This is a genomic window from Eubacterium sp. SB2 (assembly GCF_001244405.1).
Classification (GTDB): Bacteria; Bacillota; Clostridia; order Lachnospirales; family Lachnospiraceae; genus Faecalicatena; species Faecalicatena contortus_B.
In genome coordinates this window covers 189,115-214,806 of the sequence record NZ_LN865151.1, presented here as the reverse complement: position 1 = coordinate 214,806, position 25,692 = coordinate 189,115, and the positions used below count along the sequence as shown (strand labels likewise).

The window sequence follows — 25,692 nt, the reverse complement described above, 5'->3', positions numbered from 1 at the left end:
CGGGCTTGATTTCTCTGTTTGTGATTGTTATAAGTTATTTGATACGGAGCGGTGGCAAGCCCGCTTAACCTCATCAAAAATAATTTCATCCATTGCTTTTAGTTCTGCGGTATCTTTCATTTGCTGGCGTTTCAGTTCTTTCATCCTTTTTTCAAGATCCCCCATTTTTTCAAGCAACAAATCTAATTTTTCACTGTCTGTCATATGAATACCTCCAATAATTTTTTGTAAGAAACTTGCCTTCCTTAACTATCTTTATCGCACATCATTCATACGAATATTTCAAGCTTTTTTAATAACTATTGCATCACTTTTCTCTTTATATTTCCCAAAGATAATTCTCCTAGTATATATTAATATACGATATTCAGACGAATAAAACAATAGTATTCTGGGCGCACCAGAAATATTGGGGTTGATATTGGGCTTCATGGGTTTTCAGAGCCTATTGGCGGTTTTTGTCAACACAACTGTAAATTCGGGAGATTACTAACAGGCATATGATGTGTTTGGCAATTTTTATTTTAAGGAGCTGAAATTCCACCTTTTTTCCATTCCGCTCCTATGTTAAGATAAAGATAACTCAGCCGGCCGGCCCAAAAAGCCTATAAGTATTTCCCGGTATGTCCGTGTCACCACAATACGAGATTAACAGGAGGTTTCAATGTCAAAGAAAAAAGTACTTATTATAGGAATCGTTTCCGTGATCTGTGTATGCATCGGAATCTTTTTCATAACCCGCCCACGCAGAGACAAAGATGTGGAGCCGGCCGAAAATGCAGAAAGCCTTCCGGGCGTATACACAGCACAGGAGATTGAAGACGCCAAGCAGATTGTCCGTGACCAATTTACAGAAACGTTCACCGGCTGTACTCTGACCGACCTGTGGTATGACGAAGAAATCAGCCGCAAACAGGCCGATGAATGGGCCGAACAGTATGAAGCCAAAGATGCGCTCGTCCTGCTGTCCAATTTCGATGTGGACGCTTCCGGAGGAGACGGAAGCCTGAATCCCAATTCCACCTACACTGACTGGAACTGGATTCTCGTCCGCAATTCCGATAGCGAAGCATGGACCCTAAAGACATGGGGCTATTGATGTGCCGGCTCATTCTCTGGAAGGTATATTTCCCGGCATTTTGCAATATAGTATATTAATTTTATTTTTTCGAGGCCGCCATGCAGACAGTTTCCCAAAAAACATTGGAAAGTACAATGTACTACCACAATATCCCTGTTTTTATCTACAAGATCCGTTATCCCTTTTTTACAACCACATGCAGCTTGGCTGCCGCCAGGAAGATTAACCAATACTATATCTGTAATTCCCGGGCGGCAGAAAATTACTGCCAAACAGTTCTTTTCCCCCAGGCCGTTGAAAGTGCCCGGTACATTCAAGATGATCATATTCCCTTTAATTCTTACGAGATGGATACCCAGTTCAAAATCACACTGAATCATGATTCTATCGCCAGCCTTTATAACGACCAGTATACCTACATGGGCGGGGCCCACGGCATGACCCGCCGGAACTCAGATACATGGGACTTTACTACCGGTTACCGTATCTGCCTCCGGACGATATATTCCGGAGATTCTTCTTATCCGGAAAACATATTGGAAGAGATTGAGAGGCAGACCGCAGAGCGTTTGGCGTCCTCCCCCTCTTCTTATTTTGATAATTATCCGACTCTTATACGGGAGCATTTTAATCCTCAAAGTTATTTTCTTGAACCGCGCAGTATTGTCATATACTATCAGCAGTATGACATTGCCCCCTATGCCACGGGAATCCCCGAATTCAGGCTTCCTTACCCGGAAAATATTACCTCTTGTATATAGAACATATGTTCTGATACAATTGTTTTAAAGGAGGTAGTATCCATGAATACTGTTATCTACCATATTGATGTAAACAGTGCGTTTCTCTCCTGGGAAGCCGCATACCGTCTTCATCATCTGGGCGGCACCCTGGATCTGCGCACCATTCCTTCCGCGGTTTCCGGGGATGTGGCCGCAAGGCACGGCATTATTCTGGCCAAAAGCACTCCTGCAAAACGCTTCGGCATCCATACCGGGCAGACGGTCCTGGAGGCCCGTCAGAAATGTCCCTCCCTTTATATGGTCCCCCCCAATTATGGACTTTACCAGAAATGTTCCGATGCCTTTATCAAAGTCCTGAACGAATATACGCCCACGGTGGAACAGTACAGTATTGACGAGGCCTTTATGGATATGAGCAGCACTCTGCACCTCTTTGGAAGTCCTGCCGGAACCGCCATGAGGATCAGAGACCGTATCCGTGAAGAGCTTGGCTTTACCGTAAATATAGGGATTTCCAGCAACAAGCTGCTGGCAAAGATGGCCAGCGGATTTCGCAAGCCTGACCGGGTCCACACCCTTTTTCCGGAGGAAATCCAGGAAAAAATGTGGCCTCTGCCCGTCTCGGATTTATTTTTTGTGGGCAGGGCCACGGCCTCCAAGCTCCTGAAGCTTGGTATCCGAACGATTGGCGAACTTGCGGCAAGCGATCCCGAGCTTCTCTCCTCTCATTTAAAAAAACACGGCAAGGTTATCTGGGCTTTTGCCAATGGAATTGATTTTTCCTCTGTGGAGCCTGACCCGCCGCCGCAGAAGGGTTTTGGCAATTCTACCACCATTGCCTTTGATGTGACGGATGCCGGGATCGCCCACCTGGTACTTCTGGGGCTTGCCGAGACGGTGGGCTCCAGGCTCAGGGAGAATCAGGTACAGGCAGAACTGATGTCTGTGGGAATCAAAAGTTTTGATCTGAGCTATGCCAGCCATCAGATGATTCTGGACAACCCCACTAACATTACCACGGAGCTGTACCGTTCTGCGTGCCGCCTGTTTGACCAGCTCTGGGATGGCAGAACAGCAATCCGGCATCTGGGCATCCATACAGGCAGGCTGCAGGATGGGACGGCCCTTCGGCAAATGAGCCTTTTTGATACGGCGGACTACGCAAAGCTGGAAACATGGGACAGCACCATCGATTCTATCCGGAAGAGATATGGCATGGATACGGTCCGGCGGGCCGCTTTTCTGGACACGCCGATCGACCATCTGGAAGGAGGCATTTCCCGGGAAAAGCGGGATGTAGACTATTCGTGCCTTACTATTTTTTAATACAGGGATCTGTTAAGAGATGAAAAAGCTGATGTGTATCTTACGCTATAAGACAGGAGGTATATAAGTTATGGGTATGGGAATCGGAATTAATGTTCATACACCGGATGCCGGTAAGATCCGGGGACGCCAGGAACCAGTGGCCTGCGGTGTCTGGTATACAAGCACCGGAACCGCCATCCCAAAACTGATCAAATTCCAGGGGGAGGACGGCGAGATCCGCACACTGACAAATCTGCATGTGCTTTCCTTTGAAAAAAAGAATTACTGCGGCATTCCCACCGTAGAATACGAATGTGATGCAGTGGTAGATGCCCGCCGCTATCTCTTCCATCTGCTCTACTATGTAGAGCATCAGAAATGGACGGTGCTCTGGAAGTCCTCCCAGAGCATATGACCCGCCGGGGCCTTTTTTACTATTTCAGTTTTCCACTTGATAAATGCGTGCAAACTCTCTCACATGCCGCTCAAGAACCATAAGCGCTTCCTTTTCTTGCTCCGGCTCCTGGTCGTATTTATTAAGGAGGAAAAAAATGGGGGCATAAAAGTGAAGAGCCATCACTTCCGGATCTGCCTCTCTGAAGATTTTCCTCCTGCACATTTCTTCAAACAGGGCGCTCTGATAGGAGATGCTGGCTTCCATAAAGATCTGGCGGTATACTTTATATATGTCTTTGCTGCGGTACTGCTCTATCGTCAGCATCCTTCTGAACCTGGCAGCGAATTCGTCCTTCAGATAAAACAGAAAGATACCCCTGCTAAGTGCCTGCAATGCCTCAAGCGACAGACCGCCATACAGTGCAGCGGCTTCTCCCATATCCGATTCACCCGGAAGGCCGAAATCCAGAGAGATCCGCTCCATCCTAAGGGACATCTCCTGTACAATCGTATCAAAAATCTCCTGTTTGCTTTTGTAGTGTTTATACAGAGAACTGTCTTTGATCCCCACTGCATCCGCAATATTCTTCACACTGGTTCCCTGATATCCCTTTTCCGCAAAGAGTGTCAACGCTTCCTCCATAATCCGTTCTTTCGTTGTCATACGTGTCTCCTCTAAATGTGCATGATTTATTCGCATTGCAGCAGCGCCTGTACTTCACTCTCCCGTCCAAACAGTACACAGCCGCCGCTGTGCTCTGCATTCAGCAGCCCACCGGCCTGAAGCCTCGCAAACAGGGGGGAACGAAGTACTTCCCGCAGACTTTTCCCCCGGATATTTGTATCTGAATATGGGGAAAACGGGCACGGTTCTGCCCCTCCGTCCGCGTTGATGTGGAAAAATCCCCTGCCCGCCGCCAGACAGCCGCCCGATGATTTCTCGTCTCCCGGGAAGGATATGTACAGCATGGACGTATTCCGGCTTCGAAGTTCTGCAAGTCTTTTATCCATAAAGGCCCGGTCTGCATCATCCGGCGCCAGCTCCTGCGTCTTCCCGTCAGCGGGAACATATTCCACATAAATCACAGCTTTACACCCGGCCTTTTCGAGTTCTTCTGTGAAATCGCAGGAAGTCACTTCTGCTATATTTTCTTTTGTCACAGTAATGGATGTGCCAAACAGAATTCCCGCTTTTTTCATCCGTTCCATGGAATCTGACAATATTTTATAAACGCCGTCTCCACGCCTCGCATCTGTTCTTCCCCGCTCTCCTTCAATACTGAAGACCGGCACCAGGTTCCTGTGATCGGAAAATAACTGTTCATAGGATGCATCCAGCATGGTCCCGTTTGTAAACACAGGGAATAAAATCCGCTTATGTACTGCCGCCTCTTCCAGAACATCCCGCCTTAATAGAGGTTCCCCTCCTGCCAGCAAAATAAAGCCGATTCCAGTCTCCTCGGCCTGTGAAAAAAGGCTGCCCCACTCTTCCCGGGTCATCTGCCTCTTTGTAATCTCTTCCTCACACAGATGGTTTGCCCGTGCATAACAGCCTTTGCAGTGGAGATTGCACAGACTGGTAATACTTGCTATCAAAAACGGAGGTATATGTTCCCCTCCCGCTTCCGCTCTTTGGCGCAGTTTCCGCGCTGCCCGCGAAGCTGCTGCATACTGCACCATAAATGCACTTTCCTTCGGATTGTCCAGGGAAGCTTTCAGTATCCCCTTTATAATATTTTCTACACCACCGCTTAAATATTCTTCTAATTCAAATGTCTGCATCCTTTCCCTCTTTTCTTTCTGCAAATATCAACCTGCCTTGCACAGTAAACGGACAGGCTAATGACCACTCGCTTTACATTTCCAGTATAGCTAGCAAACATTAGCCTGTCAAGAGCAGATAAAAATTTTTCTTTATTTGCAATACTTAAGGGGGTGTTTGGAAATGAAATTCACAAACTACATATTGAGGCAGATTATAAAGCCGGGCAGCAATATAGCGTATGAATCATTCATTTTCCAGCGCCCCCACAACTAGTTCTTTTTCTGTATCATACTTTCAAACTTCTTTTCCGACAATATCTCGTTTGTTACAAATTCTCCGTCATAGAAAAGACTGAAAGAGGTAAAGGGCGCCGGCGCACTTTGAGCCTGTTCTGCTGTTTCTATTTTTACCGAGCGCCACGGCACCTGATTTTTGAGTGCTGCCGCCTCCAGAATCGGAATATATTTTGCCGTAAACGGACATTGATTTGTATAGTATGCTACATATCCTTTCTCGTCCACATGGGGCTTTTTCACATGTTCCATAAATGCCGGTTTGTCCACATTTTCAGTGAATGGCAGATACATCAGTTCATAAAAGGGCTCTGCCGTGTCCACCGTTTCGAATCCCTTATACTTCAAATATCCTGGATCCATCAGAAATGGCCGTTTCTTTGCGGAAGACAGTACAACAAGCCCTTTCTTCCCTTTTTTACGGCTGTCCAGGATACATTCTTCCAGCAGCTGACTGGAATATCCCTGTCCCTTAAACTTACCGGATACCCAGAAGCAGTCAATATACATATATCCCGGCGCTTTGACCGGCACCCAGGCCGACTCCGCAGGAATATATTCTATAAAGCATTTCCCCCGCACATCCCCCTTCAAAAATACCAGGCCTTCGTCCAGTCTGTCCCCCAGCCATGCCTTCTTGGAGGCAACCTGGCAGTCCTTATTGTTGGAAATTGCACAGCAGATGTGTTCCTTCTCCAGATTTTCCTTTGTCAATACAATCAATTCCATATATGTTTTCTCTCTTTTCTCCGCCGCATAACCTGCGCAGCGATTATTTTCTTTATTCAGGTTAACATATAAAACATGACATCTGTATGTCATATATAACCCCTGCGAGGTAAAATAACGAAGACATTTCAATATTTTAATTTCAGTGAATTCAGTACTTCAAAATATCTATTGTTCTCTGATCCTTTTCCCCGCAGAAGAATTTATCAAGCACTTGCTGAAACACTTCGCACTCCGGTTTTGCCAAAGCAAATAGTGTCATAGATGACTTCAGTTTCAGATGATCCGGCCAGCCCATCACATTAAGCGCATCGTTAGAATCTAAATCCAGCAGAGCCTGTGATATTTCAATCAAATTTCTTCCAAGGATCAAGTCTTCCATATATTCCTTCGCTTCATTCAGGTCTTTGATTGCATAATACTGAGACGCTGTACTATGACCAAGTCCTGCAATCTGCGGGAAAATAAACCACATCCAATGGCTTTTCTTCTGCCCGGCCTGTATCTCCTGCAGAGCAATCTTATAATAGTTCTGCTGTGCGGATAGAAAACGCTCTAATTCATCCTTCATTCTCATTCTCCATTATTGCATCCATATCCCCAAATCTCATAAGCACTATAGGCATGGTCAAAACGATACCCCAGCTTTTCTGCCAATGCGGCAGACCCTTTATTCTGAGCATCCCAGCTGGGATACCAGTCCCGTTCCAGGCATTCTAAAATCAGCTTTGCACCGGCAGCATAAGCGAGACCTTGTCTGCGATATTCCTCCTTTGTATCAATCTCTATTTCGATTCCGCCTATATAGCATGCATAAGAAGAAGCACCGGAAACAATCTCATCTTCTTTCAAAATCACCACTCCCAGCCCATGGTCCCGGTACTCTGAATATTCTTTATATTGAGATACCAGATCCCGGCTCCATTCGAAAAGACTGCACTGCCTGAAAATGGATTCATCTATCATCTCTATTCGATAATCCGCCGACAGCCCGGCAACTGCTGCTTCTAATGCAGCTTTGTCGAAGATCTCTTTTTCCTTTTTAAAGGCATAGCGCACAACCTTTTTCGCCTTTTCCCCGTAATACTTTTCAATCACTTTGCTCCACTGATCAGTCTGCGGAATCATAATCATAAAGTCTTGTTTACAGCAATCGGGCTTATATGCGGCTAATTCTTCATCCGGTTTTCCCGCCAGAAAACAAAAATCTCCTAACATAGCCATAACAGAGTTGGGGGCCTCTATATCATCCACATATATGTGCCCCATCACATTCTGCAGGCATGACCAGATAAGCGTCTCATCCCAACCTGCAAAGAGCGGTTCTGCTTTGTGACGCTGCTGCAACATATATACCTTATTCTGCCGCTCTGCTGCAAATCCGCCCGCAGGACATGCACTAAGGGGTACCCCTGGGGATACCTTTTTACTGGCGTTACATAAATAATCATCTGCTTCTTTTCTTGATGTAAAAATGATGATCTCTTTTTCCTTCCGATATTTATTCAGCAGTTCATATATCTGCGGCAATTGCTTATCCGGGAAATCAATCATCCATTGTTTAAATTCTTCATCAAATTCCGATTCGACCCATGGCATATCCTCGCGTTTTTTTCCTATGCGGGATTCTGCACCTGAAAGGCAGATTTCCAGCGGATAATCCATTAGAAAAACGGTGTCGCATGCTTTCAGACGGGCTTCAAGTGTTCTCTGATAATTACCGTCAATAATCCAGCTATCCTTTTTTATAATGTCATTCAACAGCGTATCAAACTCTTCTCTTGTGATATTTGTTTGATCCGGCTTATGCCACAGCATATCCAGGTAATATAGCGGTAATCCTGTCAAATTTCTAAGCCTCCGGGCAAATGTACTTTTTCCTGCACCAGGACTTCCAATAATAATTGCTTTTAACATAATTTTGTCCTTAATAATTGCTATTTTCTTTAAATTTTAAACCATACTTAGTACATCGAAAATTTAGGTTAGTTTAACAGCAAATTAATTATTATTCGAGGTACTAGGATGGTGACAATGGCTTTTCCCGGTGGGTTAGCTGGTAATCTTATTTATTTCAATCTACGCCGCATACGCAAGCGGTGACGGCGTTCCGTCATAAATAGCAGCGTTATCCACGAATTTCAATCCACACCGCATACGCAAGCGGTGACACTGTATTCCTATAACTATTTACATCATCTTTTATTTCAATCCACACCGCATACGCAAGCGGTGACGGAAGCCGCCCGCGCAATTGCCTGGTATATGGGTATTTCAATCCACACCGCATACGCAAGCGGTGACTCAAGCCGAATTGAAGTTGGCGCATACATGGAAATTTCAATCCACACCGCATACGCAAGCGGTGACATGATCTGTCACCACGCCAGATGCTGGATGCTTGGCTATTTCAATCCACACCGCATACGCAAGCGGTGACCTCTTTTCCGATAAACACTTGTCCGTCTTTCGTATTTCAATCCACACCGCATACGCAAGCGGTGACGTAGTTGATGCCCTCGCAAGAAATGTCCTGTTTGATTTCAATCCACACCGCATACGCAAGCGGTGACCCTTCGTTACCGAAATACGATTCTCCTTCAGGAAATTTCAATCCACACCGCATACGCAAGCGGTGACAGCAAAAATAAACAAGTTTGATTTACTTCAAGATCATAATAATATACATTTCCCACAAAATCAATTGATTCATCTCTTTAAATTTCTATTTTTTCCGTCTATATCTCCTTCCCCTCCTTATTTTTAATGTGCGAATCTCCCGGGAAATTCCTGTCCGCTACCGATTCGCACTTTATTGTTTTTAACACTTACTGCATTACTCCTACGCCATACCCCAATGCTGTTTTAGCCCCTAATCCATATATTTCCACCATACATTTTACTGCTTCATCTATCCGTGTTTTTTCCTGTTTCCACAATTTTGTATTCTGACAGGCGATATGCAATTTAAATGTAACATCTTTTATACATATAAATGTAATGGGCACTACCTTTTGATTATCAGTCGGTGCAGCCTGCCGCTCGTAATAGTCTTTATAATGCGGACTTTGTGCATCTAAAGATATAGAAAAACTCTGGGGATAGGCATCAAAGAAAATCAATTTTTCGCCTTCTTCAAACAGCTGATACTCCACGCTCCCTGTATTATTTTCATCTTTCCTTTCAAAAAGTTCATTCCAACAGCTCCGTAACGCCCCCTTTATTGTACTGGCCGGTAAATATGGCACGCCATACAGTGGGTGCAGTTTCATCAATACATGGTCAGAATAAGCCGAATTCCCGCCTTCACCTAAAATCATTTTACTCGGGATGTGAAAACAATACTCCTCTTTTTCACTAAAAGCCCCTGCCATCTCCTTATTTCGCTCTAAAAGCTGCTTTAAGAATATTTCCATTTTCCTTCCGTAAAGTATTTCTGAAGAAAGCGTATGTTCATATTGGTTTTTTATGATTTCCGCTAAAAATGGGCTTTCCTTATACGAAGGCTTTCCTTTAATATATTTTTTTGTTTGGATACGAAATCGATTCTGTAAAAGATAAAGATTTACTTGGGTTACTTCCTTTTTATTCATCTGACATATGAAATCTACAGAGTCATTGGGCAGATAGCCCAAACGTTGTGTCACTTTTTCATTCTGACTATTTTGCCCCAGCCTGGCTGGCTGATAAATCTCTTTCATCTCAATCATTTTTCCCCTTCCTCCGGCTGTGCATGGCTTACTTCTCTGCTTTAATCATACCTTCTGCAAACCGCTTGATCCACAAGCACAGATGCATAATCTCGTCTGTATAGATCCGATATCCAGTGCTATCGAGTTTTGTAATCCGCTCCATCAAATCGAGGGGAAGCTTTGGATATTCTGACTTTTGGGCTTGCTCCTCCTGCTGTTGCTCTAACATTCTCCATGTCCAGCATTCTATTTCCTTATAAAGTATGTCATGAACATTCTTGACATCTTTTTCATTTTTCTTATCTTTCTTGTTTTGATCATTCTTTTTTGCATATAAAAACGCGATTGCATTACCCAAACCATTTACCTGGAGCATTGATGGAAAAGCTCTTGCCAAACTTCGAAATTCAGAATTATTAATGCCTGCTTTCCGCACCATTTCATAAGCCTCTTTGGACATTTCGTCATGGATTGCTCCCATCATTCCTCCTCCTTCCAAAAACATTTTTTCACAAAACCTTTTCCTAATGAACTGTCTCCTCCGACTTGAAATATATCCTGGTTAAACTGATTTAGAAATTCTTCTCTAACCTCTTTTGGGGTCAGCTGTTTATTGAATTCACCGTCCGTATTCGCTCTTTTCTGAGGCTGGTTCGATTTTCCAAAAAAGAAGAGGCTGTACATTATAGTTTCCGGCGGCAGATATTCCTCCGTAAAAAGCGCATTACTTTGGGTAGTGCCTGTATCCGAATCTATTTTTATTCTGGTTGCCACCTCTGTGGAATGCTTGACAAAGTGGACAAAATCATTATCCTGCACCAGCACAGTATGACTGATAAATTGTTTCCAATCCATTCCCATATCCTTCAGATGCGAGGATATCATCTCCAGCAGTTTTCCAAACGTCTTATTCTCTTCAGCTCTGTAAGTATAATCTTCCAGCATAATCTGCAGCTCAGCTGTATCTTTTTTCACTTCGTAAAAATTGCCTTTCCTCTTAGCTATTTCCAAGTTCTTTCGATCAGCATAATAGACGCTTCCTTCTTCCGGCTCCAGCTTCTCCGGCTCCCACTTTTGATCCGTTCCGCCATAACCCACATGTATGCCGTTCTTTAATACACATTTCGAAACAATCTCATAATCTTTCAAAAAACGCTTCATTGCATAAGGGCAGGTTATCCATGCAAAAATTCCAAGAGCAGACTTGACCGGAAAGAATAAGAGCCTTGCATCGGTGATAGACACGGCGGATGCATAGTCCCCTTTGTCAGGATCTCCTAAAAGCATGTTTACGCCTGCATACACAGTGCCTTTCTTATTTAAGCCTTCTGAAGAACTCACGGCATTTCGAATACTGCCTTTTAAAGTAGACGCTTCTATTTTGGGAAATCCTGTATGTGTCTCCCGCTGAAGCGGCAAATCTACATAACTTAATTCTGTCCCGCTTCCAACATGAGTTGGCGTAAGTGTCTGCATCATCATTAACGTAGATGTCTCTTTATCCATGAATTATTTCCTCCTGTTCTTTCCGCAGTTTTCCCACCAGGGCATATCCAAACCCTCTGTCACAATAACGGTATTTTTTATATTTCGGATATTCAAACCCTTTGCTTTCTCTATAATCGCTCATACATTTTCCATGGAACAGTTTTACTGCATCTGCAAAGGTGCCGGACAGCAATTCAAAATAATAGACACTTCCCGCCGGTACTGCAAATCGCATTTCCCTCGGATGATATCTGTCCTCTTCTTTATCAAACCCAAAACCGCCGCAGGGAATGTACCTTCCAACACAGGCCGCTAACAGCCTGACTTTTACCTGACGTTCCTTAAAGGTAAACATCCCCTCTAACCGATTCTCATCCACCCAGCCGGGAAGCCATCCCTTTTCAAAAATTGCAGGTGTTGCAAGATATATCTTAAAATACTTTGCATCCTCCTGCTTTACCTTTATCTGCAGGCTGCATGGACCTTCCTTGACAAAAGCCAGCTTACCTTCTCCGCCAAATCTCACCACGCCTGTCGTTTTGGAATCATGAATTCCCCCCGTTTCTTTGTTCTTATCTTTACAACCGGGCATGTCCCGTTTCCGAATCCTCACGTCTGCCGCCAGCTTTAACTCCTGATCCTTCGCAGGTCTGACCATGCTGATCTGATACAGTTGATGTTCTTTTGATGTTCCGCTTCCGGCATCAACTGCGATTCCGACCTTCTCTTCTTTTACCAGATATCTGTCATCCAAATCTATGCCGCTAAATTCCGCTTTCTCCGCATTTAAGTATGCCTCGATTTCCTGATCCGGCATGAATAAATTCTTTGGTTCCTTTTTCTTTTTAGAATGCCCCCCTCTTTGGCACAGACAATATTTTAAAGGAAAGTTAGAGACAGGTTTCGGTGTAAGCTCCATCGTACCAAGTCTTTCCAAGTCTCCTTTTGGAGAATCTCCACAATCACTTTCCGTCCCCTCCTGCCAGCTTAGATCTGCCGGTACAGGAAGCAGGAATTCATTTTCCAAAAACAGTCCGTTAAAGCCGATTTGAATCTTTCCATCCACACCTGAGTTCATCCCCAGTAAATTTTTAAATGCTCCTGCATACACGGAGGGTAATGGCATATCCAGGCTCTCAATAGCCGTCGTTTCTCCCCCAGCCTCAAACGGTACGGACGTACGGAAGAAAAAATTATCCAGTGGTTCTATTAAATAATACATGATCCCACCTCCCTTGCAAGAAATAATACCGCATTCAATGTGTCCAGAAAAGCATCCAGGCTTTCTTCTCTTTCATAAAAAAGTACCAGACAGTCCGCCAGTTCATCTGCATCCTGTGCTTTAGAAACACTGACAGACTCTCTCAATAAAATCTCTGCCCTTGCTTTCTCCGGTCGGACGTCTTCCTTTAGAAAACAACGGAACAAAGTGATAATATTGTTCAGCAGGGCCCTGGGGCATTCATTCTTACAGATCGTCTCCAGCAGCCGCCTTAAATCCGTCATCTTCGGATAGGCGCATCCTGAATAATCATCGAATTTGTACGGTGGAGATACCACTCTTTCTCCGCTCCGTTTCAAGATGCCCAGCACAAATGCATCCTTTCCTTCTGCCTGTTTTGCTTTCATTTCCATCTCTTCAGCAGCAAGTGCAACCATTTTCAAAGGCTGCATTAGATGCGCTATCACTATTCCCGCCGAAAAGGTCAGCTTCACCCTCTCCTGAAATAATTTTTGCAGCTTATCCAGACACGCCAACAGTGTATCCAATGGTAAAAAACCGAGGAAATCCTCCCCTCCTGCATAAACCAGAAGTCCATTAAATTCCTTTAGTACATTGGGTATCTCTGACGCAAAATCGCTGATACTCCTGCTCAGTTCCTGCTGCTCTTTCACTGTATGCTTATTCAGAAATATTTCTCCCATATTATCGCCGTCAAATTTCAGCATTGCATAATAATCGCTGAGGGATATATCCTCTTCCTGTATGGTGTGATATAGCTGCACCGCGTATTCCCACGCATCCTTATCATACTCTTCATAATCAGGCGGGTTGCCATGGCCGTAATCATACACAGCGTTAGCAATCTGATCTCCTGTCGAACTTACTGTTTTTCCTCCTGCCCTGTTCTCCAGATCTACTAAGATCTGCTTCCCGTTTTTTATTTTACCGATTTGATGCCTGAGCAGCATCTGACGCAATGAATACATTCCTAATATTCTGCCATAACTACGTTTCACCATGGCAATCGCTGAAAGTGCTTCTTTCGGCTTTACTGCGTACGTCAATTTGGGAACTTCGGAAATATCATAAACGTCTGTAGGATTTATATTTGCCGGATACTGCCTGACACCTGCACTTTTCCCGCATTTTGCATAGATGGCATTATATTGAGGAAATAGAGCACATTTTCGATTCCAGGGTTCTTGATTTTGAGAAAACGTGCGTATGCTTTTTACCAGATTCATCTTTCTGAAAAGCTTTTGGTACACTTCTGAATAGGGCTGGCTCTCATATTCCTCGGCAATCCAAAAAACCTCTAAAAAATCCCGGAGCTGCCGCGCCGCCGATCCCTCCTCTGTTTCCATAATTCCTACATCATTCAAATAACCCATGCAGACTGTAAAAAACTGTTTTTTAATATACAGTTCCAAAAATGTGGCAATCTCCTCCGGCGATTTTCCTTCTGTGAGGTTCAATTCTGCAATCAGCTTGTTCGGTATATTGGGGCAATTCCCCTCCCCTTTCTCTATAAAGGGGAATAAAATCCGAACCTCCTGCTGATGCTCCAAAATCTGAAGCGCATCCTGCATCAGACTTGATAAAAGGCGGCTTCCCGCAAACATGTCGCTTACCTTCCGTGAATTTACAATCAATGGCTGTACCGGCCCTATTGTAAATAACAGCAAATGTCTCACACCTTCATCTCCCTTCTCGTTTTTGTACTATATCCTGTACTTTTCAACCATTTCGATAAATTGTTCACGCAGGGAGCAGTCTGCATCCAGTTCCTCTTTTAGATTTGGAAATGCTTTTACAAAGGTGTAAACCGGATATATCCCTTCATCTGTCTGTATGAACCCAATGATGAGTGAAGATGCAAAGCGTTCCTTTCCATCGATTTGTCCAATGGCTTTGCTCAACTTAAGTATCTGCCCATCTTTAAGGAATTCATATTTTTGTTTTCCCCTCAAATAATGGCATTCCGTATCAACCGCCTTCAAAAAAACATCCAGGCTTTTTTTGCCCCCGCTGCGTGAAGCAGATTCTTTCCATTCTGACAGACACTCTCCCAAAACAATTTTCTTTATGGCGGGCCGTTTCAGATCCCTATTACCAGAATTCCGCCCTTTCTTCTGTACGTACGGATATATTGTGCCGTCTCTTATTTCATATTTCTTTTCTTCTGGTTTTAGCTCTTCACTCGTTGCTTTCGCGATCTTGTTCAAACCATCGCAAATCCAGGCCAATGCCTGAGCCTTATCCTTCTGCTGATATTCGTCCGGCATGACTCTTCCCCTACCTTTTCTGCTGCGTTTTCCCATGCCGCAGAGAACAAGCGCCAAAGCCGCCTCTTCCTTATACCAATCTATATCTGCTATTTTTGAAAGCAATTCGTTTTGAATGGATATCCGTTTGTCCATACTGATTCTTAGTTTAAACTCATCTTGAAATATACAATTAAATATGGATCTCTGTCTTTTTTCATCATGCAGCAATAAACTCTCAGCCTCAAACCTTTCCTGCCTTGCCTGCATCAAAAACAATTGTACAGGAGATGCATGTCCTGCCTGTTCCTTTCTGTCTCCGGTACTTCCTCCGAAAAGTTCCGCCTCATCTTGCTTAAGCACACTAAGCTTAGCAGGACATGCAATCCGATATAAATAGCGCATCATGCCCTTCAGCTCCGTGGCTCTGAATTCAGGAAATTTTTGATTCTCACCATAACTGAACATAGGCGTCAGCAAATGGCCTGTTAGTGTTCTACTCTCCATGCTTTCCCTTCTTTCTGTCCTTCCTTATGTATATAATTCTCAATGATGTTGTCTACAATTATTTGTTTTAATTCTTCTGTTTCTTTGTTTTTTTCTCTTTCCGTTTTTTCTGCCATAACGGCTCCTTTTATGACCAACACAATCGTTTGTATGCTGCTTATTTCAGTTAGAGGATTTTCTATATGCAATAATTCAGATGCGTCTGAACTGTTACTTCTATTATTATTTATAAGTCCCTCAAACTTCCATGTAAAATAAAAAGGCAATAAAATCCCCTTGAAATTTTCCAAGAAAACTTTATCACCACTTTAGTATTTTATCATGTATTAAAAAAACCAACAATAGAATATGTCCTTTTTCGTACTATATTCTATAAATAAAGCGTTTTTTCTTAAACACCATAGTACACCATAAAACCACATGACATTTGTCATGAATATATTTTATTCTCATATATACATTGACAGGCGAGGTATACTATGCTTAAATGTAAGTACAGAAAAGGAGGTATGAATATATGTCAATAGCATCCGATTTGATTCGCGGACATACGGACACAATCATTCTGGCCCATTTGACCAAAGAAGACAGTTATGGATATAAGATTAACAAAGACATTCAGATAAAGACAGACAATCAGTATGAGCTCAAAGAAGCCACCCTGTATACGGCATTCCGTAGGCTGGAAAGCGCGGGATATATCTGTTCTTACTGGGGGGACGAGAACACAGGCGCCCGAAGGCGTTACTATTCCATCACGCCGGAGGGGGATCTGGCTTACCAGCGGATGAAAGCGGAGTGGGAGGAAGCCAAAGGGCTCATTGATATTTTAATCAGGAGTGGTGAGAAGAAGGAGGATACACATGGAAAATAAATTAAGAGCATATATGGATCATCTGTTCCGGGATGTCAAACCGACCAGGAAGTCCGTAGAGTTAAAGGAAGAGATTCTGCAGAATCTAGTCGATAAGTACCACGACATGATCGCAGAAGGCAGAACCCCCGAGGCGGCATACAACATAGCGGTTGCAAGCATCGGCGATATGGATGAGCTCCTGGCAGGGCTTCACGGGGCGCCATCCTCCGAAAGCCTGCCTGTAACGAAAGAAGCGCTGGATAAGGGACGCAGGAAGTCGGCAGTCCTGATTTCTGTTGCGGTAATGATGTACATTATGAGTGTTCTCCCTCCTATCCTGCTCTCCGATACTGTTTTCGAGAACAAACTAGCACCGGCTCTCATGTTTATTATGATTGCAGTCGCAACGGCACTGCTTATTTACAACAACCTGACCAAACCGCGCTACCAGAGAACCGATGACTCTATCGTGGAAGAATTCAAGGAATGGCAGGAGCAGACGGATTCCAGCCGCAGGGCAATGAGAGCGCTCAGCAGCGCACTGTGGGCTGTCATTGTGGTCATTTATATCGTAGTCAGCTTCTGGACAATGGCATGGCATATCACCTGGGTCATATTCCTGATCGGTGTTGCAGTGGAAGGAATCCTGAAGGCTATATTTGAACTGAAAAAATAGGAGGCAATCATGAATAGAAGGCAATCGGCAGTCATCAGGATCATAGCCTGGACAATCGCGGCTGTGGCCCTAACTGTAATACTTATTCTCGGTCTGTTCGGAAAGATCAACGTCATTTCCATTGGAATCAACAACGGTTACAACTATGCTGATTCCGGAAAATATAAAACAGGAAGTGCCAAGATCGACGGAAATGAGATAAAAGACCTGGAACTCAACTGGCTTGACGGGCGGATCCATGTGGCAACATACGACGGCAAGACCGTACAGTTTTATGAAAAAGCATCACAGGATCTGAGCGAAAAACAACAGCTTCAATATTATGTTAAAAACGGCAAACTGATCATTCAATATCAAAAGGCACAGAAAAGGGGGTTTTTTAACAACTCCACTCTTAACAAGGAACTTTTTGTTAAAATTCCGGAGAAAACCGCAGAATCCATGGGCTCGTTCCGGATTGATACGATCTCCGCAGATGCAGAGATAAGCGGAATAACGGCAGGCCAGTTCCTCCTGGATTCCACGTCCGGTGATTTTGATCTGACCGGCTGCAAAACCAGTGGGCTCTCCATGGACAGTACCAGCGGAAGTCTGACCGGAAACACGCTGTATGTAGACGGCAAACTGGAGACGAATACAACCAGCGGCGATATACAAGTAGAAGGAAGCTTCCGGAATATTGATTCCGATACGGTATCCGGGCTCATCTCCGTAACCTCAAAAGTCTGCCCGGATAAGATAAGAACCGACAGCGTCAGTGGCAATGCGTCCTTCACCATACCGGAGAACGACGGATTCACTTACAAACTGGACACCGTCAGCGGTTATTTTAACTGCGACTTCGAGATGTCACAGAAAGAAGGACGGGGTACTTATAAGGGCGGAGGAGCTTCCTTCAGTTTTGAGAGTGTCAGCGGAGGGGCTGAAGTGAAGAGACTGTAATGGACTTATAAAAACCTCAAAGGGGTCAGCCCCCTTTGCATAAGGGTCTGCCCCCTTTCACTAAGCAGGACACAGGAGCAGTATAACTCATACATGTTATACTGCTCCTGTGAATTTATAAAAATGTTTCACGACACGCATTTATAAAGTAACTGCTTCTTATTCGTATCTCCTAACATACTGCCGCTCACGATTCTCCTGCCATAATCGGCAGACTCTGCAACACGGAATCTGTAATATGTTTCATAATATGTTCTGCATGAAACTGCAACTGTCTCGCCGATCCTGTAGCTATCACCTGGGTATAGGACTGAACTCCTTTTGAAGCATTAGCATGTCGGAGATGATGGCAACAGGATTTGACATTATATCCTTAAAAATCATATGAAACATTCAGCGTTAATTGCAATTTATATTATCTGCAGGCAAAGTGGCATACTGTATTGAGAAGCAAATGTATATAAAAATGCTTGTATTTTGCTTTATGAAGCAGTATAATAAAAGCACAAGGAAGGAGTGATTTTATGGCACAGATTAGTTTACGTGTTGATGATGATGTTAAGCGTGGTGCAGAGCAGACTTTTGATGATATTGGTTTGAGTATGTCAACGGCAATCAATATCTTTTTAAAAAAAGTTGCAAGAGAACGGCGTATACCTTTTGAATTGTCTGCTGATCCATTCTATTCCGAAAGCAATATGGCACACCTACGACGCGGTGTTTCCGCCCTTAATGCCGGAAAGGGTATAGAGCATGAGCCAATCGAGGTAGAGGGTGAATGAAAAAAGTATGGTTTGATGAGGCATGGGATGATTATCTATACTGGCAGATGCAGGATAGGAAAACGCTGAAACGTATCAATGTCTTGCTAAAGGATATAGAGCGAGGGTATTTTGATGGCATCGGCAAGCCCGAACCGTTAAAAGGTGAGTTGAGTGGCTTTTGGAGTAGGCGTATTGATGACACAAATCGATTTGTTTATCGTATTAGTAGCGGAGTACTAGAAATACTATCATGTCGGGGACATTACGAAGATTAGAGGACAGGGAAGCCATTCTCATTGATAAATGCAAAGGGATTTGAAAGATACGGAACTGGCATGTGTTCCCGGATCAGGACAGAGTTGAAGATATGCGAGTCTCGGTTCAAGAATTTAAAGACCATGAGGCGTGGTCTCGATTTCTTAAGAAAGAATTTGGCGCCGGGGGCCGTCATATCCTTTGCTGCAGGCTCGGCCATATCAAGAAGGGGATGACAGCGCTTGCTTCTATGCGCCTGCTGAATTCCACATCGGGCAACTGAATGTGTCTTTGCTGTATAAAAACCTCCCGAACCACTTCCTAATGCATTATGGCTACCAGTTTGTATATCAGATGAAATGTACTTTGCGAGAAATGAGGATGCAGATTTCGAAGGATGGATGGTTAATCTGATTAATGATAAGGATATCATCAGCTTTCTGTATTCTGATGTGTACTCAGGTTCGGATCACCCGTATCATTTATCACGCTAGGGAATCAGCCGTTTTATATTGCTTGGAATAAAAAGAATCAAAGTATAAACTGGATGAGAATGGAGGAAGTTTATGTTTGAGGAAATAGAGTGGGAGGACGTCTATAAGGTCTGGAAGAATAGCAGCAATCACTTTCCTAAGATGCTCTCCACCCCTGTATCCGCTGAAACAATATTTGTAGACTATAAGAAAGACGGTTATTTCTACGGATACGATTGGCTTCAGCATGAAGAAGTAACAGAGCGGAAAGCGCTGATAGAAAAAAATCCAAAACAATTTTTCTATTTCACCAAGCTAACAAATAGGGGAACGATCCAAACGGCTAAAATGCTGATAGAGGCTCAAAACGAAGAAGAACTTGCTGCTATCTGGATCGCCGCCACTGCGAAAGAGCTGTCCGAGTACGGAAGCGAGTCTGATGTTCAGTACTATTCCGACATACTTTACATGGCAGCGTGCAAATTTTTACAAGATCGCTATTGTTTGTGGCACCATGCAATGAAAAGACTGGTGCCACAAATAATAGTTCCAAAATCGGTTATTAAAAGTGTCGTGTGCAAAGATGCGAAACCGGTCATAGGACTTATACATATGAACACATTGTTGCTAAAAAGCACTTGGAGCATTCTGCGATATTCATCCTTAGAAGACGACGATTTGCCGGAGTCCTGTTGTCGAAAAAACCTCTGAACGACTCAAAAAACAATCACATAAAGTATTCCTTTACTGTCACTTCCGTTCACGTCTATTCAGAGCCCCGCAGATTCTCGAAAGCCCCTCGCTAAGCAGAGCCCTTGGGCAGGCCACATTGAGGCGGATGTACGTGTCTGAATTCCGTACAAACATATTGCCTCCCTCCAGCAGTACTCCCGCATTTTCCGCAAAGAACAATGGCAGATTCATACCGTCTTCTACATATGCCGCAATATCCACCCATCCAAGATAGGTTGCCTCCGGAATCCGAAATACGGCTTTCGGCAGATGCTTCTCCAGATAAGCCCTCACAAATTCGAAGTTCGCATCCAGATACTGCCTCAGTTCCATCATCCAGTCGTATCCACCTTCATAGGCCGCCTGCGCACCCGCCAGCGAAAGCGGGTTGAGGTCAAAGTTATGCCGTGCCAGCCAGAGCTTGCGTACATCTTCATTCGGAATGATAATATTGGAAAACTGCAGGCCGGCGGTATTAAATGTCTTACTCGGAGCCATGCAGGTGATAATCCTGTCACTATTGGGATACAGCTTTGCAAGGGGAGTGTGTGAAAGCCCGCTGCGGATCAGATCACAATGGATTTCATCCGAGATAATCAGCAGTCCGTTCTCCATGCAGATATCTGCAAATGTACGCAGTTCCTCCTCTGTCCAGATGCGCCCGGAAGGATTGTGTGGACTGCAGAATATACATAATTTCACATCCGGGTCCGCCGCCTTATTCCTGATATCCTCAAAATCCATTTCATAATAGCCGTCCCCCTTCCGGTTCAGCAGGTCTGAGCAGACATATTCCACATTGTTATATTCTGCGGCATACTTGAAGTATGCATAGGACGGGGTCAGAATCAGTACCTTATCGCCCGGCTTACATATATAACCGGTCAGTTCATATAACGCAGGGATAACTCCATGGGATATGTAGAGATCTGACTGAGGAAATGTCCAGCCATACAGCCTTCTGGTCCATGCCTGAAATGCCTGAAAATACGCATCCCCAAAGAGTCTGGTATATCCAAAAATCTTTCGGTCAAGTCTTTTTTGTATTCCATCGATAATGCAGTCCGGTGTGGCAAACTCCATGTCTGCAATCCACATACGGATAAACTCCTCATCCGCATAGGGGAATTTCATGTTTTCGTCCGCATGGAAAATGTACTGTCTGAACCCGTCAGTATTCATGCAGCTTGTATGGCGCCGGTCAATAATTTCATCAAAATTGTACTTCATGTTTTTTTCTCCTTACCTGATGCAGTTGTCCATTTATAGGGCGGTCTGTAGACCATGAGATGATGTGTAACAGTTCACGCCCGCCTTGAGTATTCCGAGTGTTCCTCCGGAACAGGGGTACATTTTCAACGTAATATTCACGCCTGAACTGTTAAGATTATTCAATATAGGCAATTGCCTCAATCTCCACCAGTGCATCCTTGGGCAGCCTTGCCACTTCTACCGCACTGCGTGAGGGATATGCGCCTGTTGTGAAGAATTTCTCGTATATACGGTTCATGGCGGCAAAATGGTTCATGTCGCTAAGGAATACTGTTGTCTTTACAACGTGATCCATCGTACCTCCTTTGGCCTCAAGAATGGAACGGATATTGGTCAGCGATTTCTCCGTCTGTTCTTCCACGCTTTCCGGAAAAGCGCCGGTCCCCATATCAACCGGAAGCTGCCCCGACAAAAAGAGCAGTTTCCCGATCTGATTTCCCTGTGAATAAGGTCCTATAGCCGCTGGGGCTGATGAAGTTGATATAATTTCTCGCATAAGCTCTCTCCTTAACTTAAAATATAATATGCTCTTTCGAGCAGCCGATCCCGTCCCCTGGCAGTGTATCTGAAAATTCATTGCTGCAAGAGCGGGTATCAAAAGACTTGTGAAGACAGGTACTCTTCTATATTCTGCAATACCTTCTTCCTAAGCAGGACGCCTGACAAAACAGACTGCCCCGCTATGACATCCGGACAAATCACATTCGGCATCTGATAGATTTCTCCATCCTTCCCTCCGATCGAAACCGCACTGTCCACTATATAATAGTTACCCGGCTGCTGCAGCCAGCCCTTTAGCGCATCCAGCGGGTAAGGCGGTGTAAAAGTCGTATTAATCAGCACTTTCCCCATTCCAAAGCGCTTAAAATCATTCTCCGCCATGATGACCGTATTCTTATGAAGATGTGTCGTGAGCACATCCACCGTTTCCAACAGCCTGTGAAATGGCAGATACCTTGCGCCCTTGTCTTCTATACCGGGCTTGCGGGTCCGACTGAAATAATAAACATCCATCTGAAATGCAAGCATTAATTCTGCAACTGCTGTGCCCACATCTCCCATGCCCACGATACCGAGCTTTACTCCTGTAAGCTCCATTTCCTCTTCCCGCCAGCGCCTCGGTCCAAATCCGTGGAACAGGCGCACCAGTTCACTCGAGATGAACTCCGGTACGCCCTGGTCACCATACTTCCGGATTCCGGTCACAGTGATTCCTTTCCCCCGGGCATAACTAATATCCACATTCGCGCTTGCCGGCGTATAAAGGCTGCAGCACATTCCGATGTACCGGAGATCCTTGCAGGCCTCAATCACCTGTGCACTGATTTGGCTCGTATAGAACACAAGCACCGCTTCTGCATCCTTCATACGTCTGATTTTTTCCGCGTCATCAGGAGGAATGTCGCGGTAGATCCGTACATTTTCCGCATATTCAAACAGTGCTTCTTCTGCCGCTTTATCAAACCGGACAGGTTCCAGCACTACAAGCTTTTTAAATTTTCTCATCTTTCTTGAGCTCCATAACTTTCCTGTACAGGCGGATAAAATCATCCTTTGTCGTCATCCTTGCATTGTTGGGACGGTCGCCCCCCAGCATTGCATCGTCGGCCAGGCGTTCCAGGCTCTCTTCTGTCACCCCGTAGGAGGCAAGCGGCGGAACCGGCATATCCTCCAGAAGTTCATAGACACACGCAACGCCCTTTTTCGCGGCCTCCCTCACGGACAACCCCGCAGTATTGACCCCAAAAAAACCGGCAATATCTGCATAACGCTCCGGCCAGGCCCCCATGTTGAATTCCATCACCACCGGAAGGCACAGGGCATTCGCGACGCCGTGCGGAACATGGTACTGTGCTCCCAAAGGATGTGCCATGCAGTGGGAAATCCCAAGGCTGGCCGTAGTAAATGCATAGCCTGCCAGCATCGCGCCCATCATCATATCATAGCGGGCGTCCTTGTCGCTGTCACCGCGGTAGACTGCCGGACGCAGGGCGTGTGCAATCAATTTTACAGCCTGGCATGCCAGCGCATCAGAAATCGGTTCCGTACAGCGGGATGTGTAAGCCTCAATTGCATGGGTCAGTGCATCCATCCCCGTTGCCGCAGTAATACCTGCCGGAAGGGAGTAGGTCAGTTCCGGGTCACAGATCGCAAGCGCCGGCATGATCCCGGTACCGCCGATCGGCATCTTCCATTCTCTCTGCCGGTCTGCAATCACCGCAAACGGCGTACACTCGCTTCCAGTCCCCGCCGCAGTCGGAATGGCTACAATGGGCAGCGGTGCGGTCTTGAATTTGTCACACCCCTGATAATCCCTGATACTGCCGCCATTCGTAACAACAATTGCGGCTGCCTTGGCGGGATCCATAGAACTCCCGCCGCCAAGGCCAATTATGACATCTGCTTCTTTGCTTAAATCTGCTATTTTTTCTACAGTCTCTACAGACGAATCCGGTTCACACTGGTCGTATACGTTCAGCCCGATGCCCGCATTCTTTACAGATTCAATAATCTTTGCAGCAATCCCGAACTTCACCAGCCCCTGATCCGTTACGAGCGTCGCCTTCTTTACGCCCAGTTTTTTCAATTCTTCCCCTGTCTTTGCGGCAGCACCGTTTCCGAAAAGAATTGCTCCGGACGGCGCCCAGGAGAAAATGGACTTTTTATCTTTAAATACGCTGTAATCCAAAGGCAGCTGTGCAACTGGTCTAAACATGTTAAAACCTCCTAAGCCAGTACATCATATAATAATTAACCGCCACTTAAGCAGACCTAATGATGTACTCGGTAAATTTTTTTCATTCCATCACATTGCCGGATGGATTAAGCTTTGATTCCTTCTTTGTCGTCCTTGGATTTTACCATAAAGTACCGGATCACAATCACAAAGAATACGATAAATCCTGTGTAGCCGCAATAGGTCATGATAACACCGAGCAGCTTCTGATATGGCACGAAGAGGCACAGTACATAAGTAAGCACGCCAAATCCTGCAATCGCAATCTTGTACTTCGGGCTTTTATCATCTTTAATGAAAAAGTTAATGGTATTCCACAGTGACGGACAGATCGTGGAATATATGGCCAATATGATGACAACCGCAAACAGCGTGCCCACGGAACCCATGATATGGGAAGCCAGTGCCAGGTTAGGAATCGCAACTGTTGCTGCCTCTTCAATATTTCCCAAATGGTTCAGCCCCATCAGGACAGAAACTGTGGAAATGAAGAATGCACCTGTAAAAAGAATCATTTTGAAACGGCCAAATTTATATTCACGCTGGTCATATGCCAGAGTAGAAACAAAGTTGGAAACCAGAAGAAGGGAACAGCCTCCGAAAGAAAATCCTGCTGTCAGCCAATGATTGGTTCCCCGGGTAATCGTAACGGCCCCGCTGTCGAGAAGGGCTATGCCTTCCGAAATCCGTGGGAAGAATGTGAAAGCCGATATCAGCCCGACGATCAACGTAAAGCAGACGATAACCGGCCCAAGCCATCCGATTACGTCAACCGTGCGCTTCAACCCGAAGATTGCGGTTGCTACAGCAGCCACTACCATGATAGCGGTAGCGATCGGCATCGGTACGCCCCACTGCTGGTTAAATGTGGATGCGCCGCCTGAACACATGAAGATAAAACAGCAGGCTACAAACAGCCACGCAAAGATCTCAAATAATTTTCCTGCATATTTCCCGGCGTAAAATGTGGCGACTTCGTTCAGGTTGGCCAGGCCGCGGGTCCTCCCCGCGTATGCATATGCTACATAAGTCAGATACATCATCAGGAAGTTGATGATGCCCACCGCAATCCCCATATAACCATAGCCTGAAAAGTACTGGATGGTCTCCTGCCCGGATGCAAAACCGGAGCCAATCAGGAATGCAAGCAGCGCACCGGCTAATTTAAAAAATGTGAACCAGCTCATATTTTTCTTATCCATATATTTGTATCCCTCTCTCTCTTGTTCTTTTACTCTCTTGTTCTTTTGTTACGCCTCTTTCTATGCCGCCCGGAGAAACACCACTCTCCCGGGCGGCTTCCTGCATGATTTATAATATTGATTCACCGGGGCATTCTATATCCGCCTGGAGAGACTGGGGCCGTGTATGTATACTAAAGCGTTCCCATAATGTATACCCAAAGGGCACCCCGTAATACATGCCCTGCGGGCGGGTCTGCAGCAAGCTGCAGAATAATGTATACCCAAAGGGCACCCCGTAACTCATGCCCTG

28 protein-coding genes and 1 CRISPR repeat array are annotated in these 25,692 nt (G+C 45.0%); of the genes, 10 read left to right on the top strand and 18 right to left on the bottom strand.

All coding sequences use genetic code 11. The annotated features are described in order from the left end of the window. Positions 1–27: 27 nt before the first annotated feature. Positions 28–204, bottom strand: a complete 177-nt coding sequence (locus tag BN1938_RS23330) for a hypothetical protein (RefSeq protein ID WP_156320696.1) — start codon at positions 202–204, stop codon at positions 28–30. Positions 205–664: 460 nt separating this feature from the next. On the opposite strand from BN1938_RS23330, the gene BN1938_RS23870 reads away from it, so the two are divergent. The 4 genes from BN1938_RS23870 (at position 665) to BN1938_RS05810 (ending at position 3,547) form a co-directional block, all read left to right on the top strand. After that, on the top strand, positions 665–1,099 hold the full coding sequence (locus BN1938_RS23870; protein WP_050639695.1) for a hypothetical protein: 435 nt from the start codon (positions 665–667) through the stop codon (positions 1,097–1,099). Positions 1,100–1,179: 80 nt separating this feature from the next. Then, entirely contained in the window at positions 1,180–1,842 is a 663-nt protein-coding gene (locus tag BN1938_RS05820; protein ID WP_050639694.1) for a DUF3298 and DUF4163 domain-containing protein, read from the top strand. Between the two features lie 42 nt (positions 1,843–1,884). Further along, a complete protein-coding gene (locus BN1938_RS05815; protein ID WP_050639693.1) occupies positions 1,885–3,150 on the top strand; it encodes a DNA polymerase Y family protein in 1,266 nt (421 codons plus the stop codon). A gap of 70 nt (positions 3,151–3,220) precedes the next feature. Continuing rightward, entirely contained in the window at positions 3,221–3,547 is a 327-nt protein-coding gene (locus tag BN1938_RS05810; protein WP_025656968.1) for a hypothetical protein, read from the top strand. 24 nt (positions 3,548–3,571) lie between these two features. Here BN1938_RS05810 and BN1938_RS05805 read toward each other — a convergent pair whose 3' ends face one another. From BN1938_RS05805 to BN1938_RS23325, 12 genes are all read right to left on the bottom strand, one after another. Then, complete coding sequence (locus tag BN1938_RS05805) at positions 3,572–4,192, bottom strand: TetR/AcrR family transcriptional regulator (protein WP_050639692.1); 621 nt, start codon at positions 4,190–4,192, stop codon at positions 3,572–3,574. A 26-nt stretch (positions 4,193–4,218) separates the two neighbouring features. Continuing rightward, positions 4,219–5,310 (bottom strand): radical SAM/SPASM domain-containing protein, encoded by a 1,092-nt coding sequence (locus BN1938_RS05800; RefSeq protein ID WP_050639691.1) that lies wholly within the window; start codon positions 5,308–5,310, stop codon positions 4,219–4,221. Between the two features lie 252 nt (positions 5,311–5,562). Further along, positions 5,563–6,315, bottom strand: coding sequence for an N-acetyltransferase (locus tag BN1938_RS05795; protein WP_050640018.1), 753 nt, complete (start codon positions 6,313–6,315; stop codon positions 5,563–5,565). Positions 6,316–6,466: 151 nt separating this feature from the next. After that, a complete protein-coding gene (locus tag BN1938_RS05790; protein ID WP_082202828.1) occupies positions 6,467–6,886 on the bottom strand; it encodes a DUF1810 domain-containing protein in 420 nt (139 codons plus the stop codon). A 2-nt stretch (positions 6,887–6,888) separates the two neighbouring features. Next, entirely contained in the window at positions 6,889–8,232 is a 1,344-nt protein-coding gene (locus BN1938_RS24185) for a GNAT family N-acetyltransferase (protein WP_330581543.1), read from the bottom strand. A 154-nt stretch (positions 8,233–8,386) separates the two neighbouring features. Further along, positions 8,387–8,955: direct repeats of the CRISPR family, unit length 33 nt; unit sequence ATTTCAATCCACACCGCATACGCAAGCGGTGAC. A 188-nt stretch (positions 8,956–9,143) separates the two neighbouring features. Then, a complete protein-coding gene (gene cmr6 / locus BN1938_RS05780; RefSeq protein WP_050639689.1) occupies positions 9,144–10,025 on the bottom strand; it encodes a type III-B CRISPR module RAMP protein Cmr6 in 882 nt (293 codons plus the stop codon). Between the two features lie 28 nt (positions 10,026–10,053). Continuing rightward, complete coding sequence (cmr5, locus tag BN1938_RS05775) at positions 10,054–10,491, bottom strand: type III-B CRISPR module-associated protein Cmr5 (RefSeq protein WP_187376290.1); 438 nt, start codon at positions 10,489–10,491, stop codon at positions 10,054–10,056. Next, the gene (gene cmr4 / locus BN1938_RS05770) at positions 10,488–11,513 is read right to left on the bottom strand and encodes a type III-B CRISPR module RAMP protein Cmr4 (protein ID WP_050639687.1); all 1,026 of its coding nucleotides are present in this window, start codon (positions 11,511–11,513) and stop codon (positions 10,488–10,490) included. The genes cmr5 and cmr4 overlap by 4 nt, the downstream gene beginning before the upstream one ends. Beyond that, entirely contained in the window at positions 11,506–12,717 is a 1,212-nt protein-coding gene (gene cmr3, locus BN1938_RS05765) for a type III-B CRISPR module-associated protein Cmr3 (protein WP_050639686.1), read from the bottom strand. The genes cmr4 and cmr3 overlap by 8 nt, the downstream gene beginning before the upstream one ends. Further along, complete coding sequence (gene cas10 / locus BN1938_RS05760) at positions 12,705–14,414, bottom strand: type III-B CRISPR-associated protein Cas10/Cmr2 (protein WP_050639685.1); 1,710 nt, start codon at positions 14,412–14,414, stop codon at positions 12,705–12,707. The genes cmr3 and cas10 overlap by 13 nt, the downstream gene beginning before the upstream one ends. A gap of 27 nt (positions 14,415–14,441) precedes the next feature. Beyond that, entirely contained in the window at positions 14,442–15,491 is a 1,050-nt protein-coding gene (locus tag BN1938_RS05755) for an RAMP superfamily CRISPR-associated protein (RefSeq protein WP_148487134.1), read from the bottom strand. Next, complete coding sequence (locus BN1938_RS23325) at positions 15,473–15,781, bottom strand: hypothetical protein (RefSeq protein ID WP_148487133.1); 309 nt, start codon at positions 15,779–15,781, stop codon at positions 15,473–15,475. Before BN1938_RS23325 ends, BN1938_RS05755 begins: the two co-directional genes overlap by 19 nt. A 227-nt stretch (positions 15,782–16,008) precedes the next feature. Between BN1938_RS23325 and BN1938_RS05750 the strand changes: the two genes are divergently transcribed. The 6 genes from BN1938_RS05750 (at position 16,009) to BN1938_RS05720 (ending at position 20,168) form a co-directional block, all read left to right on the top strand. Beyond that, the gene (locus tag BN1938_RS05750) at positions 16,009–16,365 is read left to right on the top strand and encodes a PadR family transcriptional regulator (RefSeq protein ID WP_050639683.1); all 357 of its coding nucleotides are present in this window, start codon (positions 16,009–16,011) and stop codon (positions 16,363–16,365) included. Next, positions 16,355–17,023 carry a permease prefix domain 1-containing protein gene (locus BN1938_RS05745; RefSeq protein ID WP_050639682.1) on the top strand — a complete coding sequence of 223 codons (669 nt, stop codon included), beginning with the start codon at positions 16,355–16,357 and terminating at the stop codon, positions 17,021–17,023. The genes BN1938_RS05750 and BN1938_RS05745 overlap by 11 nt, the downstream gene beginning before the upstream one ends. 9 nt (positions 17,024–17,032) lie before the next feature. Then, positions 17,033–17,965, top strand: a complete 933-nt coding sequence (locus BN1938_RS05740) for a DUF4097 family beta strand repeat-containing protein (RefSeq protein WP_050639681.1) — start codon at positions 17,033–17,035, stop codon at positions 17,963–17,965. Positions 17,966–18,489: 524 nt separating this feature from the next. Continuing rightward, positions 18,490–18,747 (top strand): type II toxin-antitoxin system RelB/DinJ family antitoxin, encoded by a 258-nt coding sequence (locus tag BN1938_RS05735; RefSeq protein ID WP_050639680.1) that lies wholly within the window; start codon positions 18,490–18,492, stop codon positions 18,745–18,747. Then, positions 18,744–19,004 carry a Txe/YoeB family addiction module toxin gene (locus BN1938_RS05730; protein ID WP_050639679.1) on the top strand — a complete coding sequence of 87 codons (261 nt, stop codon included), beginning with the start codon at positions 18,744–18,746 and terminating at the stop codon, positions 19,002–19,004. The genes BN1938_RS05735 and BN1938_RS05730 overlap by 4 nt, the downstream gene beginning before the upstream one ends. Positions 19,005–19,550: 546 nt before the next feature. Beyond that, positions 19,551–20,168 (top strand): hypothetical protein, encoded by a 618-nt coding sequence (locus BN1938_RS05720; RefSeq protein WP_050639677.1) that lies wholly within the window; start codon positions 19,551–19,553, stop codon positions 20,166–20,168. Positions 20,169–20,207: 39 nt separating this feature from the next. On the opposite strand, the gene BN1938_RS05715 is transcribed toward BN1938_RS05720, so the two are convergent. The 5 genes from BN1938_RS05715 to BN1938_RS05695 form a co-directional block, all read right to left on the bottom strand. After that, positions 20,208–21,419, bottom strand: a complete 1,212-nt coding sequence (locus tag BN1938_RS05715) for a MalY/PatB family protein (RefSeq protein WP_050639676.1) — start codon at positions 21,417–21,419, stop codon at positions 20,208–20,210. Between the two features lie 157 nt (positions 21,420–21,576). Beyond that, entirely contained in the window at positions 21,577–21,957 is a 381-nt protein-coding gene (locus BN1938_RS05710) for a RidA family protein (RefSeq protein WP_050639675.1), read from the bottom strand. Between the two features lie 98 nt (positions 21,958–22,055). Then, complete coding sequence (locus BN1938_RS05705; RefSeq protein WP_050639674.1) at positions 22,056–22,967, bottom strand: NAD(P)-dependent oxidoreductase; 912 nt, start codon at positions 22,965–22,967, stop codon at positions 22,056–22,058. After that, entirely contained in the window at positions 22,954–24,177 is a 1,224-nt protein-coding gene (locus BN1938_RS05700; RefSeq protein ID WP_050639673.1) for an iron-containing alcohol dehydrogenase, read from the bottom strand. Before BN1938_RS05700 ends, BN1938_RS05705 begins: the two co-directional genes overlap by 14 nt. Positions 24,178–24,284: 107 nt before the next feature. Then, complete coding sequence (locus BN1938_RS05695; RefSeq protein ID WP_050639672.1) at positions 24,285–25,400, bottom strand: YkvI family membrane protein; 1,116 nt, start codon at positions 25,398–25,400, stop codon at positions 24,285–24,287. Between the last annotated feature and the right edge of the window lie 292 nt (positions 25,401–25,692).